The 16,066-nt window shown below is 34.9% G+C and carries 14 protein-coding genes and 1 tRNA gene; 9 read left to right on the top strand and 6 right to left on the bottom strand.

The genetic code is table 11. From position 1 onward, the window contains the following. Positions 1 to 58 precede the first annotated feature (58 nt). A complete protein-coding gene (locus tag B0E44_RS15630; RefSeq protein ID WP_077377359.1) occupies positions 59 to 1,198 on the bottom strand; it encodes an acyl-CoA dehydrogenase in 1,140 nt (379 codons plus the stop codon). 96 nt (positions 1,199 to 1,294) lie between these two features. On the opposite strand from B0E44_RS15630, the gene B0E44_RS15625 reads away from it, so the two are divergent. The 4 genes from B0E44_RS15625 to B0E44_RS18885 all read left to right on the top strand — a co-directional run bounded on the left by B0E44_RS15625 (position 1,295) and on the right by B0E44_RS18885 (position 5,711). Further along, complete coding sequence (locus B0E44_RS15625) at positions 1,295 to 2,362, top strand: anhydro-N-acetylmuramic acid kinase (protein ID WP_077377356.1); 1,068 nt, start codon at positions 1,295 to 1,297, stop codon at positions 2,360 to 2,362. Positions 2,363 to 2,537: 175 nt separating this feature from the next. After that, positions 2,538 to 3,113, top strand: coding sequence for a chalcone isomerase family protein (locus tag B0E44_RS15620; protein WP_077377353.1), 576 nt, complete (start codon positions 2,538 to 2,540; stop codon positions 3,111 to 3,113). Between the two features lie 283 nt (positions 3,114 to 3,396). Continuing rightward, complete coding sequence (locus tag B0E44_RS15615) at positions 3,397 to 4,623, top strand: Glu/Leu/Phe/Val dehydrogenase dimerization domain-containing protein (protein ID WP_077377350.1); 1,227 nt, start codon at positions 3,397 to 3,399, stop codon at positions 4,621 to 4,623. A gap of 176 nt (positions 4,624 to 4,799) precedes the next feature. After that, positions 4,800 to 5,711: a hypothetical protein gene (locus tag B0E44_RS18885; protein WP_077377347.1), complete on the top strand. Its 912-nt coding sequence runs from the start codon at positions 4,800 to 4,802 to the stop codon at positions 5,709 to 5,711. Here B0E44_RS18885 and B0E44_RS15605 read toward each other — a convergent pair. The 3 genes from B0E44_RS15605 to B0E44_RS15595 form a co-directional block, all read right to left on the bottom strand. After that, positions 5,698 to 6,327, bottom strand: a complete 630-nt coding sequence (locus B0E44_RS15605; protein WP_077377344.1) for a hypothetical protein — start codon at positions 6,325 to 6,327, stop codon at positions 5,698 to 5,700. The genes B0E44_RS18885 and B0E44_RS15605 overlap by 14 nt on opposite strands. Before the next feature lie 308 nt (positions 6,328 to 6,635). Continuing rightward, a complete protein-coding gene (locus B0E44_RS15600) occupies positions 6,636 to 7,031 on the bottom strand; it encodes a biopolymer transporter ExbD (protein WP_077377341.1) in 396 nt (131 codons plus the stop codon). Between the two features lie 3 nt (positions 7,032 to 7,034). After that, entirely contained in the window at positions 7,035 to 7,730 is a 696-nt protein-coding gene (locus B0E44_RS15595) for a MotA/TolQ/ExbB proton channel family protein (RefSeq protein ID WP_077377338.1), read from the bottom strand. A gap of 129 nt (positions 7,731 to 7,859) precedes the next feature. Here B0E44_RS15595 and B0E44_RS15590 point away from each other — a divergent pair, with 129 nt between their 5' ends. Further along, positions 7,860 to 9,095: a folylpolyglutamate synthase/dihydrofolate synthase family protein gene (locus B0E44_RS15590; RefSeq protein ID WP_077377334.1), complete on the top strand. Its 1,236-nt coding sequence runs from the start codon at positions 7,860 to 7,862 to the stop codon at positions 9,093 to 9,095. Between the two features lie 216 nt (positions 9,096 to 9,311). Further along, positions 9,312 to 10,010 carry a hypothetical protein gene (locus tag B0E44_RS15585; protein ID WP_124019357.1) on the top strand — a complete coding sequence of 233 codons (699 nt, stop codon included), beginning with the start codon at positions 9,312 to 9,314 and terminating at the stop codon, positions 10,008 to 10,010. Between the two features lie 78 nt (positions 10,011 to 10,088). On the opposite strand, the gene B0E44_RS15580 is transcribed toward B0E44_RS15585, so the two are convergent. Together B0E44_RS15580 and B0E44_RS15575 are read right to left on the bottom strand one after the other, a co-directional pair. Further along, entirely contained in the window at positions 10,089 to 12,845 is a 2,757-nt protein-coding gene (locus tag B0E44_RS15580) for an AsmA-like C-terminal region-containing protein (RefSeq protein WP_077377328.1), read from the bottom strand. 174 nt (positions 12,846 to 13,019) lie between these two features. Further along, on the bottom strand, positions 13,020 to 13,601 hold the full coding sequence (locus B0E44_RS15575; protein ID WP_077377325.1) for a tRNA-(ms[2]io[6]A)-hydroxylase: 582 nt from the start codon (positions 13,599 to 13,601) through the stop codon (positions 13,020 to 13,022). A gap of 304 nt (positions 13,602 to 13,905) precedes the next feature. Between B0E44_RS15575 and B0E44_RS15570 the strand changes: the two genes are divergently transcribed. The 3 genes from B0E44_RS15570 (at position 13,906) to B0E44_RS15560 (ending at position 15,902) form a co-directional block, all read left to right on the top strand. After that, entirely contained in the window at positions 13,906 to 15,156 is a 1,251-nt protein-coding gene (locus B0E44_RS15570) for a glycosyltransferase (protein WP_077377322.1), read from the top strand. A gap of 371 nt (positions 15,157 to 15,527) precedes the next feature. Next, a tRNA-Val gene (locus tag B0E44_RS15565) sits at positions 15,528 to 15,605 on the top strand. Between the two features lie 45 nt (positions 15,606 to 15,650). Then, complete coding sequence (locus tag B0E44_RS15560; RefSeq protein WP_077377319.1) at positions 15,651 to 15,902, top strand: GIY-YIG nuclease family protein; 252 nt, start codon at positions 15,651 to 15,653, stop codon at positions 15,900 to 15,902. Positions 15,903 to 16,066: the final 164 nt, after the last annotated feature.

Genomic DNA, 16,066 nt, shown 5'->3' with positions numbered 1-16,066 from the left:
CAAAAATTCAATTTTGGATTTATGTGTTAAAAAAAAAAAAAAAAAAAAAAAAAAACGATTATGCAATTAAGGTTCTTGAAATTACAATACGTTGAATTTCAGAAGTACCTTCATAAATTTGGGTGATTTTAGCATCACGCATCATACGCTCTACATGATACTCGGCTACATAACCGTTTCCGCCGTGAATCTGTACAGCCTCAATAGTAGTATCCATAGCAGTTTGGGAGGCAAATAATTTGGCCATTGCTCCCGATTGGGAAATATCCATTCCTTGATCTTTTTGATATGCTGCATTAAAACACAACAATCTCGCAGCCGAAATTTGAGTAGCCATATCAGCTAATTTGAAAGCGATTGCTTGATGTTTGAAAATTTCCTTACCAAAAGCTTTACGTTCTTGGGAATATTTCAAAGCCAACTCATAAGCACCGGTTGCAATTCCCAAAGCTTGCGAAGCAATACCGATACGCCCGCCATTCAAAACCGCCATAGCAAAATTAAATCCAAAACCATCAGCTCCAATTCTGTTTTCTTTAGGCACTTTCACATCATTGAATAATAAAGAATGCGTGTCAGAACCACGAATTCCCATTTTCTTTTCTTTTGGACCAATATCAAATCCAGCCCATCCTTTTTCTACAATAAAAGCATTGATTCCTTTATGCCCTTTTTCTACATCGGTTTGAGCAATCACAATATATGTTGAAGCAGAAGCACCATTGGTGATCCAGTTTTTGGTTCCATTCAATAAATAATGATCCCCTTTGTCAATCGCAGTAGTTTTTTGGGAAGTCGCATCCGAACCCGCTTCTGGTTCCGATAAACAAAATGCCCCAATCACCTCTCCTTTGGCAAGTGGAACCAAATATTTCATTTTTTGCTCTTCATTACAGTATTTTTCTAATCCTGCACAAACCAATGAATTATTCACAGACATGATAACAGCTGCCGAAGCATCAATTTTAGCAATTTCGGAAATTGCAAGAACATACGAAACGCTATCCAGACCTGAACCTCCATATTTAGGATCAACCATCATTCCCATGAAACCAAGCTCAGCCATTTTTTTTACCTGCTCAGTAGGAAATTTCGAGTGTTCGTCTCTTTCTATTACTCCTTCCAACAATTCAGTTTGAGCAAAATCTCGCGCTGCTTGCTGTATCATTAATTGTTCTTCGGTTAGATTAAAATCCATAATAATGTAAAATAAAAGTTGGTTTTTGTTTTAAAAATGTGGTCAAAGGTACTTTTTAATTATGAAATTTTCAATTTTGAATCGTAAATTTGGCCTATGAAAAAAGATTACTATAACGTTATCGGAGTAATGTCAGGAACTTCGCTAGATGGAGTCGATTTGGCTCATATTGAATTTCAAATAAAAGACAACAAATGGTCTTTCAAAATCCTAGAATGCGAAACCATTTCTTACGATTCTAATTGGATTTCAACTTTAAAAATTGCGGTTGATTATACCGAAAGCCAACTATTAGAATTAAACAAAAACTACACTCAGCTGTTGGCATCCATTATTGCTGATTTCATAAAAAAACATTCTCTTGAAAATTTGGATGCTGTTTGTTCGCATGGACACACCATTTTGCATCAGCCTCAAAATGGCTTTACACTACAAATTGGTAATTTACCTGAGATTTCCAAATTGACACAACAAAAAGTAGTTTGCGATTTTAGAGTTCAAGATGTTCAATTGGGAGGGCAAGGAGCTCCATTGGTACCCATTGGCGATCGCATCCTATTTTCTGAATATGATTATTGCATGAATCTTGGCGGTTTTTCAAATGTCTCTTTTGAAGAAAACAACACTAGAATTGCTTTTGATATTTCAGCCGTAAACACCGTTCTAAATTTTTATGCCAATCAATTGGGACTGGACTATGATGACAGAGGTCATATTTCTCGAACTGGTAATTGTAATCTTGATTTATTAAATGAATTGAATGTCTTAGAATTTTATCAAAAAAAGCACCCTAAATCTCTAGGTTTTGAGTTTGTGAAAGAAATAATTTTACCAATAATTGAATGTTATCCAATATCCATCGAAGATAAATTACTCACCTATACCGAACATATTGCCATTCAAATCGTATTGGCTTTACCAAAGAAGAAAGGAAGCATATTGACTACTGGCGGAGGAGCTTATAATGATTTCCTAATCGAAAGAATTCAATTTCACTTACCTGAAATGAGTATTATTATTCCATCGAAAAAAATTCTTGAATTCAAAGAAGCTTTAATTTTTGCTTTATTAGGTGTTCTTAAAATACGTGGAGAAGTTAATGCTCTTCAAAGCGTAACAGGTGCAAAATATGACCACAGTTCTGGAGTAATTTATGACTGCTAAAAACTTTCTTAGCCTTTCAATGTAAGTGTTTATTTACTAGAGGATTGTAATTACAGACTAACAAATCAACAAAAACGATGTAATATGCGCATTTAACAAAATAAAACCCGCTGAACATTATCTTTTTGATAATTTAGCATTATTTTTGCCCGAAATTATAAAATACCTACCAAACATGAAAAAAATACTATTAGTAATAGTTCTTGTTATTACCTCTATAATCTCTGAGGCATACGCTCAAAAACAAATCGTATTCGAAGGAGTGACTATTCCTCGAACAATGCAATTTGAAAACAAAACTTTGCAACTGAATGGTGCAGGCTCCAGATCCAAAATGTGGGTGGAAGTCTATATCCAAGCCTTGTATTTGAGTCAATTATCTCAAAATCCAAAAGAAATCATTAATGACAATTTAGAAATGTCCATCCGAATTGAAATCACTTCTGCATTAGTTTCTTCTGGTAAATTAACTAGAGCTATGCATACTGGCTTTGAAAAATCGGCAGGAGACAACTTCAATGCATTGAAACCTAAAATGGAATTATTAAAAAGTTTTTTATCTGATGAAATTACTAAAGGTGATGTATTTGAACTAACTTATAATCCAGCAGACAAATCTGTTTGGGTTATAAAAAACCGTGAACTCAAAGGAAAAGTTGAAGGTTTTGAATTCAAAAAAGTATTTTTTGGAATTTGGTTGGGAGACAACCCTGTAGATGAAGAATTAAAAAATAGTTTATTAGGCATCTAAAAATATTATTTTTATCTTTTCAAAAGTGTTTTAATATCATCTATTGACGGTATTAAAACACTTTTTTTATAAACTAAACCGCCATGTACTCAAAGCCAATAGATTTGATTAACAGACTGATTATTCACAAAATGACTGCATTTATATAGAAGCTAAAGTAAAAAAGCTTTAAAACCACTAGTTTTAAACTATGATTTAAAGTGAAAAACAAAAAAACATTTCAAATACATATTTCTCATAAAACCTTTTATATATTTGCCAAAAATAAATATATCACAACAATATGAAAGATTTATTGCAGCAATTTGAAAATAAAGCCCCTGAAATTATTTTTAACTGGAAAGATTCCGAAACCGAGGCTGAAGGTTGGACAGTAATCAACTCGCTTCGCGGTGGTGCTGCAGGTGGTGGAACCCGAATGAGAAAAGGTTTGGATATGAATGAGGTTTTGTCATTGGCAAAAACTATGGAAGTGAAATTTTCGGTTTCTGGACCAGCAATTGGTGGTGCTAAATCAGGAATTAATTTTGACCCGAACGATCCCCGCAAAAAAGGCGTTTTACAACGTTGGTACAAAGCGGTTTCCCCTTTATTAAAAAGTTATTACGGAACAGGTGGAGATTTGAACGTGGATGAAATTCACGAAGTAATTCCAATGACAGAGGAATGTGGCGTTTGGCATCCGCAGGAAGGTGTTTTCAACGGACATTTCAAACCTACCGAAGCCGATAAAATCAATAGAATTGGACAATTGCGTCAAGGTGTGATTAAAGTAATTGAAAACCCAAGATTCTCACCAGACGTAACCAGAAAATATACGATTGCTGATATGATTACCGGTTACGGTGTAGCCGAAGCAGTTCGCCATTTTTACGATATTTATGGTGGCTCTGTAAAAGGAAAGAAAGCCATTGTACAAGGTTTTGGAAATGTAGGTTCGGCTGCAGCATTTTATTTAGCCGAAATGGGAGCCAAAATTATTGGTATCATTGACAGAGACGGTGGATTAATCAACGAAGAAGGTTTTACTTTTGAAGAAATAAAAACATTATTCCTTGACAAAGACGGAAACAAATTGGTTGCTGACAATATGATTCCTTTTGAGGAAATCAACCAAAAGATCTGGACTATTGGAGCAGAAATATTCACTCCATGTGCTGCTTCGAGATTGGTGGCTCAAAGTCAAATTGACAGCTTAATTGCCAACGGATTGGAAGTAATTTCATGTGGTGCTAACGTTCCGTTTGCAGACAAAGAAATTTTCTTTGGTTCGATCATGGAAGAAGTAGATCATAAAGTAAGCTTGATCCCTGATTTCATTTCGAATTGCGGAATGGCAAGAGTTTTTGCTTACTTCATGGAAAAGAAAGTTCAAATGACTGACGAAGCCATTTTCAACGACACTTCCGAAACGATCAAAAAAGCCATAGCAAAAGCTCACGCTTTAAACAAATCTAAAACAAACATTAGTGCTACGGCGTTTGAAATTGCCTTAAAGCAATTGACATAAAAAATACAATATTATTCAAAATCTCCAACACGGATCGAACGGCTTTAAAACTGTTTGATCCGTGTTTTTTTTTATTGACTATTCTAGGTTTAACACTTCAGTCGTTTTTTATTCTTGACAATTTTTAGTACTTTTCAACGTTTTTATAAGTACACTTTTTTAATTCAATTTCTAAAATGAGTTCTACCCTTTCCAACGATCAAAAGAAATCATTAGCTCTATCTATACTCATTTATGCATCCTTACTATTGCTGTTGTTTTTCATCCGTTTTTGGCCGCCATATAATCCGGAAAACAATGTAGCACTCGCTGATGGCGGCGGAGGTGGTGGCGGTGTTACCTTAAATTTTGGTGACAGTGATTTGGGATCTGGAAAAAATACAAAAAGCGAGGTTTTGAATGTACAAAATCAAGCCAAACAAGCTCCCGCCAAAAGCACTCCCGACGAAGCCATTTTATCTCAAGAAAATGCAACCGAAGAAAGCGTAGTTATTCCGCAAAAAGAGAAACCTAAAAAAACGGAAGTTGTAGTAAAACCAGAAGTTAAGCCCGAAGTTGTTAAACCAAAAGTTTCTAATTCTACCAATGACGCTTTGTCTAGTATTCTAAAAGGTTCCAAAAAAGGCGGTGATGGCGATGACAAAACTGCTGGCAACAAAGGAAAATCCAACGGAAGTCTAGCCGCAACTGGTTACTACGGCACAGGAGGTTCTGGCGGCGGTACAGGCGATGGAAATGGAACAGGAACCGGCATTGGTAACGGCAGTGGTTACGGACCGGGTAGCGGCGGCGGTTCTGGTGGTGGCTCTGGCGGCGGTTCAGGTTATTCTCTCGGTAACCGAAAAGCACTTTCCAAACCTGCTCCCAAATACACTTGCAACGAATCTGGCAAAGTGGTTGTCGAAGTTTCTGTGGATCGAAACGGAAATACTATCAATGCAGTTGCAGGTATCAAAGGCACGACCAATACCGCAAAATGTTTATTGGATCAAGCTCGAATTGCAGCCATGAATACCAAGTGGGATGCAAGCAATGACGCTCCCGAAAAACAGGTTGGGAAAATCGTTTACAATTTCAATTTGAATTAAAATAATTCGGAAAAAAGAGAATCTCTTCTTTTTTGTTGGTTACATTCGAATTTCTAATCTCTTTTAAGCAAGTCCCTTTTTCATCTTTGGTTGCACAGTTAACTGTAACTTCGTCAATAAGTTTATCTTTTTCATCCTTGATAACAATTCGGGATAGTTCTTTGTTGGTGTAATAAAAATACTGCGTATAGAAAGGTGTAAAATTATCGGCTATTTTGTCAATAGTTCCATCTGTATTATAGTAATAGATACTTTCGTTTTGTTTGTATTGTTTTCTAGAATAGCAACTGATACGTTCACGCTGATTAGGTTTCCAACGTGTTTTACAGTAATAAGGTTCTTTATCCGAATACGATTCTACTACAAACCATATTTTTTTTTCTGTTTCTTGCAATAGATTACCTGCAGCATCAACAGTTTTGGAGTATTTTATACGGCCATTTTTAGTAAAGAACATTTCTTTTTTATACAAAAGTTTTTTCTGATCATTTACTATTACATACATTTCTTCGGTTGCCGATTTAATTCCTTCAGGCAACAGTCGTTTATCAATATCCTTTTTTGTAGCACACGATTGTACTGTCAAGAGCAGAATAAAAATAAATAAAACTCTCATGATTATAAAGTTTAGCTAGGCACTAAGTTACGGATTTTAAAAGATTTAAAATAGCACCAATATACTAGAGGCTAGAAATAAAAGCAAGTACAATTGCCACCAGTCGAAAAATACACCTCATCATTATTACTCGAAAAGGTATCAATGAAATTAGATATTTTGGATTTTAGAATACATGAATTAGTTTTTCCGAATTAGATTGAAATCTTTTTACACTAGCAAAAGCGCAATAAAAAATGGAACCCTCCAGATAATCTAAAGTAGTCCCATTTTCCATTATGGCCACGCTCAAATCGAAATTTTTAATTTTATTTCGGACTCGTAGCGATGACGAATTTTAAGTTGTTCTTCACTCCTATTTGCAATACATCGACCAAATCCTGTACCTGCAGATTGAACGGAATTCTAACAATAACCGTTTGGTCTTTTTGAGTGTTTATTTTTGACATCAAAGTAGTTTCTAGTTCTTCGTAAGCAACAAGTTGTTTGTCGATATAGAATTTCTTATCTTCGGTAACCGATAAACTGATGTACTGTTTATTGGTTTTTTCATTGGCTTTGGCTTTTGGCAGCGTCATTTTTATAACGTTCGGATTAGCCAAAGTGGAGATAATTAGGAAAAACAGCAACAAAAAAAACATGATGTCACTCAAGGATGAAGTAGCGACTTCGGCGTGAAATCTTCTTTTTCTTTTGATTGACATGGCTTATGCTTTTTGAATAATGTTCACGAATTCTAATATTTGTTTTTGCACTTTCAGAGCATAATTATCAATCTTCCCGTTCAGCAAGTGGTAAGCACTGTAAGCTATGATTCCCACAATTAATCCCGAACCACTACTGATCATTTTTTCATACAAACCTCCCGAAATATTACCGATACTAATGTTTTCCGTTACTGAAATACTGTAAAAAATCTTGATTACCCCCGAAATAGTTCCGATAAATCCTAGCGTTGGTGCAATACCTGCGATCAATCCCAATTGTCCTAAATGTTGTTCCATTTCGGCAATTTCGATATCGGCGGCGCGATCCATGTTTGATTCAATTTCGGCAATGGGGCGACCTATTAATAAGATTCCTTCTTTAATCACATTTCCAGATGCGGTATTGGTTCTCTCTGTTATGGAATGAGCCAAATCAAAATTTCCTGCAGTCAGGTGATCTTTAACATCTCGCATCAAAAGTGGATCCACTTTTGCCTTTTTATTAATGTACAAATAGCGTTCTATAATCAGATAAAAGGTGTAAAATAACAGTATCGCAATTGGTATTAAAAAAAATCCTCCTTTTAGAATAAAGCCTAAAACGGAGATTTCTGTATTGGGTGCTATTTTTTCGATAACAACATTGGACGCAGCATTAGCAAGAGTATCAGCTTGTAATTGTATAAAACTAAACATATATTATTCTGGGTTTATAATCATTAATTCTAAAAAATATTTCAATTTTGTAGAAACTATTTTTCACTGTAATATTAAACTAAAAAAAGCGAAAATTATTTCAATTTACAACTATTTTATCAAAAAATAATGAACTATCAAGAAACCACAAACTGGATGTTTAATCAACTTCCAATGTATCAATTGCAAGGGGCTTCGGCTTATAAAAAAGACTTGACCAATATCCATTTGCTGGCAGAACATCTTGATAATCCGCATAAAAAGATAAAATGCATCCACGTTGCCGGAACCAATGGCAAAGGCTCTACTTCGCATATGCTGGCTTCAATCCTACAAGAATCGGGATATAAAGTAGGACTATACACTTCTCCGCATTTAAAAGATTTTAGGGAACGCATCAAAATTAATGGCGCTGAAATTTCCGAAGCCTTTGTTTGCGAATTCATAGAGCAACACAAATCCTTTTTTGAGGTCAATGACATGAGTTTCTTCGAAATGACGGTTGGATTGGCCTTTGAATATTTTGCAAAAGAAAAAACGGATATCGCCATTATCGAAGTGGGATTGGGTGGAAGACTGGATGCCACAAACATTATCACACCATTAGTTTCTATAATTACTAACATAGGTATTGATCACGTTCAGTTTTTGGGAAACACCTTGGAATTAATTGCAACTGAAAAAGCTGGAATTATCAAACCTGAAGTCCCTGTGATTATTGGAGAATATACTCCTGAAACCCAACCTGTTTTTTTGGTGAAAGCCGCAGCAAATAATGCTAAAATCTACTTTGCTTCCGATTTAATTTCAGAAACATATCCTTCCGATTTAATTGGTGATTATCAAGAACACAATAAAAAAACGGTTATTCAAACCTTTAAAATTTTAAATGAACAAACCAATTTTAAAGTTGGTGACGAGAACATAAAATCGGGATTGCTACATGTGGTAAAAAACACCGGATTATTAGGAAGATGGCAACAACTGGGCGAAAAACCAAAAGTGATTTGCGACACAGCACACAACAAAAACGGCCTCGAAATTGTTTTGAAACAAATACAAAAAGAAACTTTCAACCACTTGCATATTGTGCTGGGAGTTGTTAATGACAAAGAACTGGACGAAGTATTACCATTATTTCCAAAGGACGCAACCTATTACTTTTGCAAACCAAATATTCCTAGAGGGCTTGATGCTAATTTGTTACATAAAAAAGCACTACAGTTTTCGTTAACTGGCGATACCTACAATTCTGTTACAGAAGCTTATAACACTGCTCAGAATAATTCTACAAAAAACGATTTTATCTATATTGGCGGGAGCACCTTTGTTGTTGCTGAATTACCGTTAAATAAAGAGGTTTAAACAATTCTTAATTTTTCTCTTAAAAATAAATTCATAATTCATAATTACTTGATTAACAATTAACTAACTTTATAAGTGTTTTATGTTAATTAATCATTTAATTTTTAATTTATTATGAGAAAGAGACCTTTTTTTTCGTTGGGAATGTTAATTTTAACATTCCTCCTAAGCATGGATATTCATGCTCAAGACCCCCCCAAACCTGTATTTATTATCATGACAACCCTACACAGAAATTTAGAGACTGACGGTAAAGACTGGAAGGCAACGGAACAAGAGTACTTTGACAAAGTGACTAGCAAAAATGATTTAATAATTGGATTCGAAATCCTCACTCACTATTATACCGCTAATAGCACCGAAATCATTTTGGTAAATGTCTACAAAACTTGGGAAGATATTGAGAAATCAGAAGCAATCACAGATGATCTTGTCAAAAAAGCCTGGCCTGATGAAAAAGCAAGAACTGCTTTTTTTGACAAACAGAAAAGCTATTATGATACGTTCCACTCGGACGAAATTTATTCCTCGATTGAGACAATAGGTATGAAAGAATTTAAAGCCACTTCAAAAGAGCCAATGATTGTTTACATCCGAAAATCCCAATTATCTATGACCGGAAAAGGAAAAGGGATGAAAGAGTACAACGAGAAAGTTACCCTGAAAGACCCTTACATCCAGGGCTATTATCCTTTCCGTCACGCTTGGGGTTCTGACAGCAGAGATTTTATGGAAGCTGTTTTTTATAATTCTTTCAGCGACATAGAAAAATCAAACCTAAAGCGCGATGAATTAGAAAAAGCCGCTTGGCCAAAAGAAGCTGACAGTAAAGCTTTTTTTGATCAGCTGAAATTAGTTTTCACGGGAGTTCATGGAGATTTTATTTACCATAATTTACCAAGCGCTTCAAAATAATATAAAAAAACAGTACAAACTGCCTTGACAATGAAGTGCAATTTGTACTGTTTCTTTTTGTATTCCATTCTACAGAAATTACTCTTCAGTGTCTTGAGTTTCCTCAATCTCATCCCCTTTTCTTCCCACATTCACTTTAGGATTGTCCTTAGTTCCTGTAACCGTTAACGGAATTCCAATAATCCCTAACGGAGGTAATCCCAATCTCATTTTGATATTCAATTTACCGTCCAGACTTGATGTTCCTTCTATTCTTGGCCTAAAACCTGCAAACTTAAACTTAAAACGTTCAATAGTAATGATATTATTTTTAACCGTTGATTTGATATCAACTTTGGAGAGTTCTGGGTTTTTAATGGCTTCATGATCGGTGGTTTGACTCACTGCAGTAAACATTTTCATCCCTTTTACTTTTACATCTTTAATGGACAGTACACCTCCTCCAATCAATGAAGGATAAACTGGCATCATTTGTTGGTTCAGCCTTCCTTTAATTTTGTAATCCAAAGATACGATTCCCTCGGCATTTTCAGCGGCGCTTGCCATTTCTTTGAACATCTTCACTTCCTTGTAAGCTCGTTTTATATCAAAATCAGTGGCTTTGATTTCATACTCAAAGACTGCTTTTTTGGGAGTGAATCCTTGATAAGCAGCATTCATCGCAACATTACAACCAATCAAATTGAACCCTGTATTCTGCATTACAATTTTTCCGTTTTTCATTTTCATCGCACCTTTACCGTCCTGGAGTATAAGCCCTTGATAATTGATTTTGTGCGCTGTGGCATAAAATTGCAAATCCAAATTTGCCGGAATCAAGATTACTCCGGTCTCTTTAGCTGTTGTTTTTGGAGCACTATTCGAATCAGCACTTGTTGCAGCAACTGTAGCTGTCGATGTACTAGACATAAACTCGTCAACATTGATGTATTTTGAATTTAAGGTAAATGACCCTCTTAAAGTACCCTTTTTGGAAGACATAAAATTGAATACATTTTGCAAATAACCATTCAGCTTAAAATCGGATTGACCATAGGAAGCCAAAAAGGTGTTGAAAGACATTTTATCCTGATTGAATCTGAATATTCCTTCTTTAATCAATAATGATTTAGGCAAATACTCCGTTTCAACATTTATGTTTCGAAGCTCAAGCGTTCCTTTATTATGTAATTTACTGTAGTTCCCTTTTTCAGCATCGCTTTGGGTTCCTTTTAAAACTAAATCCGCTTTGATGAAACCATCAACATCCAATCCTTTTTGGGAAAACACCTTGTAAATTTTACTGATATTCAAAGTTCCTTTGGCCTTAATATCATAATTCAAATCATCAAAATTTTTCAAATCAGCTTCCACCAAGAAAGGTTCTCCTTCAAAAGTAAAACCTGCAGGTTTCAACACTACCGAAAGACCATCATAAGTCCCTTTTTGATTATCAATTTTCGAAACAATATTAATATCAGTTATTGGATTTGGATAATATGGAGTTTTGACAAAACCATTTTTCAAATTCAAATTTCCGCTTGCGTTTGGAAAAAGTCTTTGTTTTTGATCGTATTTGCCTTTGGCTTTCAAATCACTCACAAGCATTCCTTTTAATTCTATATCCGTAACTCCAAGCGCACGATTTAATTTCTCCAAATCGATTTGGGAATTCAAAACTAAATCAATGTCTGGAGTAGTCATTCCGCTCATTTTCAACTGAGTCTTAAGATAATTTTTCCCAATATTTAAAGATACATTTTTGGCATCCAACTGTAAAAGTTCTGGATTCAAAGACGGCACTTTTGTAGCAATGTCCATACTTAAGTTGGAAACCGGAAAAGCGCTTTTTTTATAATTTACAAATCCGTTTTTTACTTTAAAATCCAAATTTAAATCAGGCCCAAGATTTTGAGATGCAATGTATTTCCCTTTAAGTGTCAGCAGTAAATCTACACTTCCTTTTAATTCGGTGTCTTTTAACCAAGTAATATACTTTGGTGGAAAAGCAGTAAAAAGATCATTCAAATTACTTTTATTCGATTTTAATTTAAAGTCAATATCATAACCATCTTTCAAAAAATCAAACTTTCCAGTAAAATCAACCAACAGCTTATTAATGAAAAGGTCGTTTTGTTCAAAAACAAAAGACAGCGAATTGGTGTTTATTTTTGTAATCAAATCCCCGTCCACTTTTTTATTCATCAAGTAGGGTTCATTTTCATATATGACATTTAATTTTTCAATTTTTGCCTTCGAATGCAAAGCAAATATTGCCTTGCTAAAATCTCCATTCCCTAAATAATTGAACCCGAAGGCATCGACGTGAATATTCGCAGATTGATCGTCATAAATAAGTTTACTGTTTGTGATTTCGATCTCCTCCAATTTTAACCCCGTTTCCGATTCTTCTTTTGGAGCGGTTGCTGTCTCGGCGATGTACACATTATAATTGGCCTCGCCTTTTTTGTTTACTTTGACATTAATCAAGGAATTGGAAAGGAAAATTTGATCAACTTTTACAGTTTTCCCAAAAACAAGACTGCTCAAGTTGATTCCGAAAGCGACCTCATCGGCGGCGATGAATTTTTCATTTTGAAAAGGAGCCGAACCGTTGAGTTTAAAATCAGTCAAAGTCAAGGTCAATGAAGGAAAATGGGTGAAAAATGAAACATTTGCTTCCGAATAATTCAACTCTCCGTTTAATTTTTCATTGGCTGTCTTCTTTACCTGTTCCCGAATTTTATCCGAGAAAACCAAAGGTGTAATAAACATCAGCGCCAATAAAACCACAAGTGTAATTCCTGTATATTTTAATATTTTAAAAAAAATTGATTTAAAATTGGTTGTACTCATGTGTGTTTTTGGTATGAATTAATAGTGAGAATAGTAATTAGTGAGTAGTCCTTAGTAATTAGTTTATGCAGTATTTGTAAAAAACCGCAAATAAGTTCAACTTTTATAGTTTCCTCAAAACTAATCACTAAGAAATGAGGACTAAGCACTAGCGACTTAAATTAACTTTATAAATTATCCGTGCACGGTTTCGTTTTTACCGTAATTGACAATAATCGAAGTTTCAAATTCAATCCATTCTTGCCAACGCTTATCTACATCAAAATTGTCTACATATTTTCTCGCAAAGCCAAGGAAAGTAGTATAATGGCCTGCTTCCGAAATCATAAGATCTCTATAAAATTTAGCCAATTCAGGATCTTTTATATTTTCTGACAATACTTTGAATCGCTCGCAGCTTCTGGCTTCGATCATAGCCGAAAACAATAATCGATCCACCAAAGCATCTTTGCGGCTTCCGTCTTTTTTCATAAATTTAAAAAGCTCATTCACATAATGATCTTTTCGTTCCCTGCCCAATGTCAACCCTCTGCTTTTTATTAAATTGTGTACCAATTGCAGGTGATCCAATTCTTCTTTGGCAATAACCAATAGCTCGGTTACCAGTTCTTCCAACTCCGAATTGTAAGTAATCAAACTAATCGCATTCGAAGCCGCTTTTTGTTCGCACCAAGCGTGATCAGTCAATATTTCTTCAATATTGGTTTCCACTATATTTACCCAACGTGGGTCCGTAACTAATTTTAATCCAAGCATAACAGGTAATTTTTAGTACTGCAAAATTAGTGTTTTCCTGTTGATTTTCCTTTAAAAATGATGCTTTAACCATCTAAATTGTATTATTTTGCATCATTATCTAAAGCAAACGCAGAAGTTTAAAAATGACCGCAGATTCGCTGATTTGTTTTTTTTTTAAAATCAGTATTTTGTTATTTTATAAAATAATTTGCGCTAATACCACTGAAAGTGGTAACTACATAATAAAAATTAAATTTAAAATCTGATAATCTGCGGTAAAAAAACTTATTCATTTGCCCTTCTACATTATTAATTAATTACCATGACTCCAATTCAAACGCTTTTAATCATTGGTTTTGTATGGCCTGAACCCAATTCTTCGGCGGCAGGCGGCAGAATGTTACAACTCATTGCTCAATTTCAGCAACAAGGGTACGTCATTACGTTTGCAAGTCCGGCTATGGACAGTGATTTTATGGTCGATTTGATATCATTGAATGTAAAAAAGGAATCAATTGCTTTGAATTGCTCCAGCTTTGATGCTTTCGTCAAAGAACTGAATCCTACTGTTGTTTTGTTCGACCGATTTATGATTGAAGAACAATTCGGATGGCGTGTTGCCGAAAACTGTCCTGATGCCTTACGAATATTAGACACCGAGGATTTACATTGTCTGCGATTGGCAAGACAAAAAGCATTCAAGGCGCATCGTAATTTCACAATTGCTGACACTTTAAAAGAAGAAGTCGCCAAAAGGGAAATCGCTAGTATTTTGAGATGCGACTTATCACTAATGATTTCCGAGTTTGAAATGGAATTATTAAAAACAACTTTTAAAATAGACGAAAAACTACTGTATTATTTGCCTTTTCTGTTAGAACCCATTTCGGAAAAGACTTTTGAAAAACTCCCTTCTTTTGAAGAAAGAAATGACTTTATTTTTATAGGCAATTTTCTTCACGAACCCAATTGGAATGCAGTTCAATATATTAAAGAAACCATTTGGCCTTTATTGAGAAAGCAATTACCTGATGCTAATCTTCATGTTTATGGTGCTTATCCTTCCCAAAAAGTAATGCAATTACACCAACCAAAAGAAGGTTTTCATATCAAAGGTCGTGCGATTGACGCCAACGAAGTAGTGCAAAATGCGAAAATTGTTTTGGCTCCCCTGCGTTTTGGCGCGGGTATAAAAGGAAAACTAATTGAAGCCATGCAATGCGGAACACCGAGTATTACAACCACTATTGGCGCCGAATCTATGCAGGGAAATTTACCATGGAATGGGTTTGTAACTGATGATGTAAATAAATTTACAGAAGCTGCCGTGCAATTGTACCAAGACAAAAACCTTTGGACAGCCGCACAACAAAACGGAATTGCCATTATCAATCAGCGGTATTCTAAAGAAAAGTTTGAGGATGACTTTGCCACCAAAATTAATTTTTTGCGTTCCAACTTACCGCAGCATCGTTTGGACAATTTCTTTGGAGCATTACTGCAGCACCACACTTTAACCAGTACAAAATACATGTCACGTTGGATTGAAACCAAAAACAGAACAAAGGATTAATCTCAACAGCACAATAATTGGCCACGGACTACACTGATTAAACGGATATGCGCGGATTTTTCTCGTCTATTAAATACTGTGTAAAAAAAATCTGTGGAAATCTGTAAAATCCGTCACATCCGTGAACAATTTACCGATTTTTCAACTTAGAATCTTAGCAGCTAAGTCTCTTAGCCCCTCAATTACGCCCCTTCAACAGTATTAAAACCAATTTTATTGAAAATTTTTCATCTTTTAAAACACTAAATATTAGACCACTGAATATTTTGTAAAAATAAAAAGCAAAATTTATTTAAAAATGTTTTGCATAAGCGAAAAACTAGCCTATATTTGCACTCGCAATCACAAAATGATAGCAACCTAGTAAAATAGGGCGATTAGCTCAGCTGGTTCAGAGCACCTCGTTTACACCGAGGGGGTCGGGGGTTCGAACCCCTCATCGCCCACCAAGAAACTCCTTAAGAAATTAAGGAGTTTTTTTATTTCAAATATTTATGGACTTTGTTGTATACATTTTATTTAGCGAAATCAAGAATAGATTTTATATTGGATTCACTTCTAATTTAGAAGAAAGGCTTGTTAGACATAATCAAAAAAGCAAAGGCTTTACTGGAAATGTAAACGACTGGAAAGTTGTTTATATCGAAAACTACCAAACTAAAGAACTAGCTCACAAGAGAGAACTACAAATTAAATCTTGGAAAAGTAGAATTAAGATTCAAGAATTAATTTTAAAAAAAGATTAGCTCAGCTGATTCAGAGCATTCCGATTTCATCGGAAGTGGTCGGGGGTTCGAACCCCTCATCGCCCACCAAGAAACTCCTTAAGAAATTAAGGAGTTTTTTTATTTCAAATATTTATGGACTTTGTTGTATACATTTTATTTAGCGAAATCAAGAATAGATTTTA

Source organism: Flavobacterium sp. A45 (assembly GCF_002001005.1).
In the GTDB taxonomy this organism is placed as follows: Bacteria; Bacteroidota; Bacteroidia; order Flavobacteriales; family Flavobacteriaceae; genus Flavobacterium.
Note: the sequence above shows the minus strand (reverse complement) of the source record. Positions and strands in the feature narration are given on the sequence as shown.

What these genes read in the sequence shown, in the direction of transcription:
- B0E44_RS15580 (WP_077377328.1), bottom strand. Translation starts at nt 12,845, where the DNA reads ATGAGTACAACCAATTTTAAATCAATTTTTTTTAAAATATTAAAATAT.
- B0E44_RS15590 (WP_077377334.1), top strand. Translation starts at nt 7,860, where the DNA reads ATGAACTATCAAGAAACCACAAACTGGATGTTTAATCAACTTCCAATG.
- B0E44_RS15575 (WP_077377325.1), bottom strand. Translation starts at nt 13,601, where the DNA reads ATGCTTGGATTAAAATTAGTTACGGACCCACGTTGGGTAAATATAGTG.
- B0E44_RS15620 (WP_077377353.1), top strand. Translation starts at nt 2,538, where the DNA reads ATGAAAAAAATACTATTAGTAATAGTTCTTGTTATTACCTCTATAATC.
- B0E44_RS15570 (WP_077377322.1), top strand. Translation starts at nt 13,906, where the DNA reads ATGACTCCAATTCAAACGCTTTTAATCATTGGTTTTGTATGGCCTGAA.
- B0E44_RS18885 (WP_077377347.1), top strand. Translation starts at nt 4,800, where the DNA reads ATGAGTTCTACCCTTTCCAACGATCAAAAGAAATCATTAGCTCTATCT.
- B0E44_RS15625 (WP_077377356.1), top strand. Translation starts at nt 1,295, where the DNA reads ATGAAAAAAGATTACTATAACGTTATCGGAGTAATGTCAGGAACTTCG.
- B0E44_RS15615 (WP_077377350.1), top strand. Translation starts at nt 3,397, where the DNA reads ATGAAAGATTTATTGCAGCAATTTGAAAATAAAGCCCCTGAAATTATT.
- B0E44_RS15600 (WP_077377341.1), bottom strand. Translation starts at nt 7,031, where the DNA reads ATGTCAATCAAAAGAAAAAGAAGATTTCACGCCGAAGTCGCTACTTCA.
- B0E44_RS15630 (WP_077377359.1), bottom strand. Translation starts at nt 1,198, where the DNA reads ATGGATTTTAATCTAACCGAAGAACAATTAATGATACAGCAAGCAGCG.
- B0E44_RS15605 (WP_077377344.1), bottom strand. Translation starts at nt 6,327, where the DNA reads ATGAGAGTTTTATTTATTTTTATTCTGCTCTTGACAGTACAATCGTGT.
- B0E44_RS15585 (WP_124019357.1), top strand. Translation starts at nt 9,312, where the DNA reads ATGACAACCCTACACAGAAATTTAGAGACTGACGGTAAAGACTGGAAG.
- B0E44_RS15595 (WP_077377338.1), bottom strand. Translation starts at nt 7,730, where the DNA reads ATGTTTAGTTTTATACAATTACAAGCTGATACTCTTGCTAATGCTGCG.
- B0E44_RS15560 (WP_077377319.1), top strand. Translation starts at nt 15,651, where the DNA reads ATGGACTTTGTTGTATACATTTTATTTAGCGAAATCAAGAATAGATTT.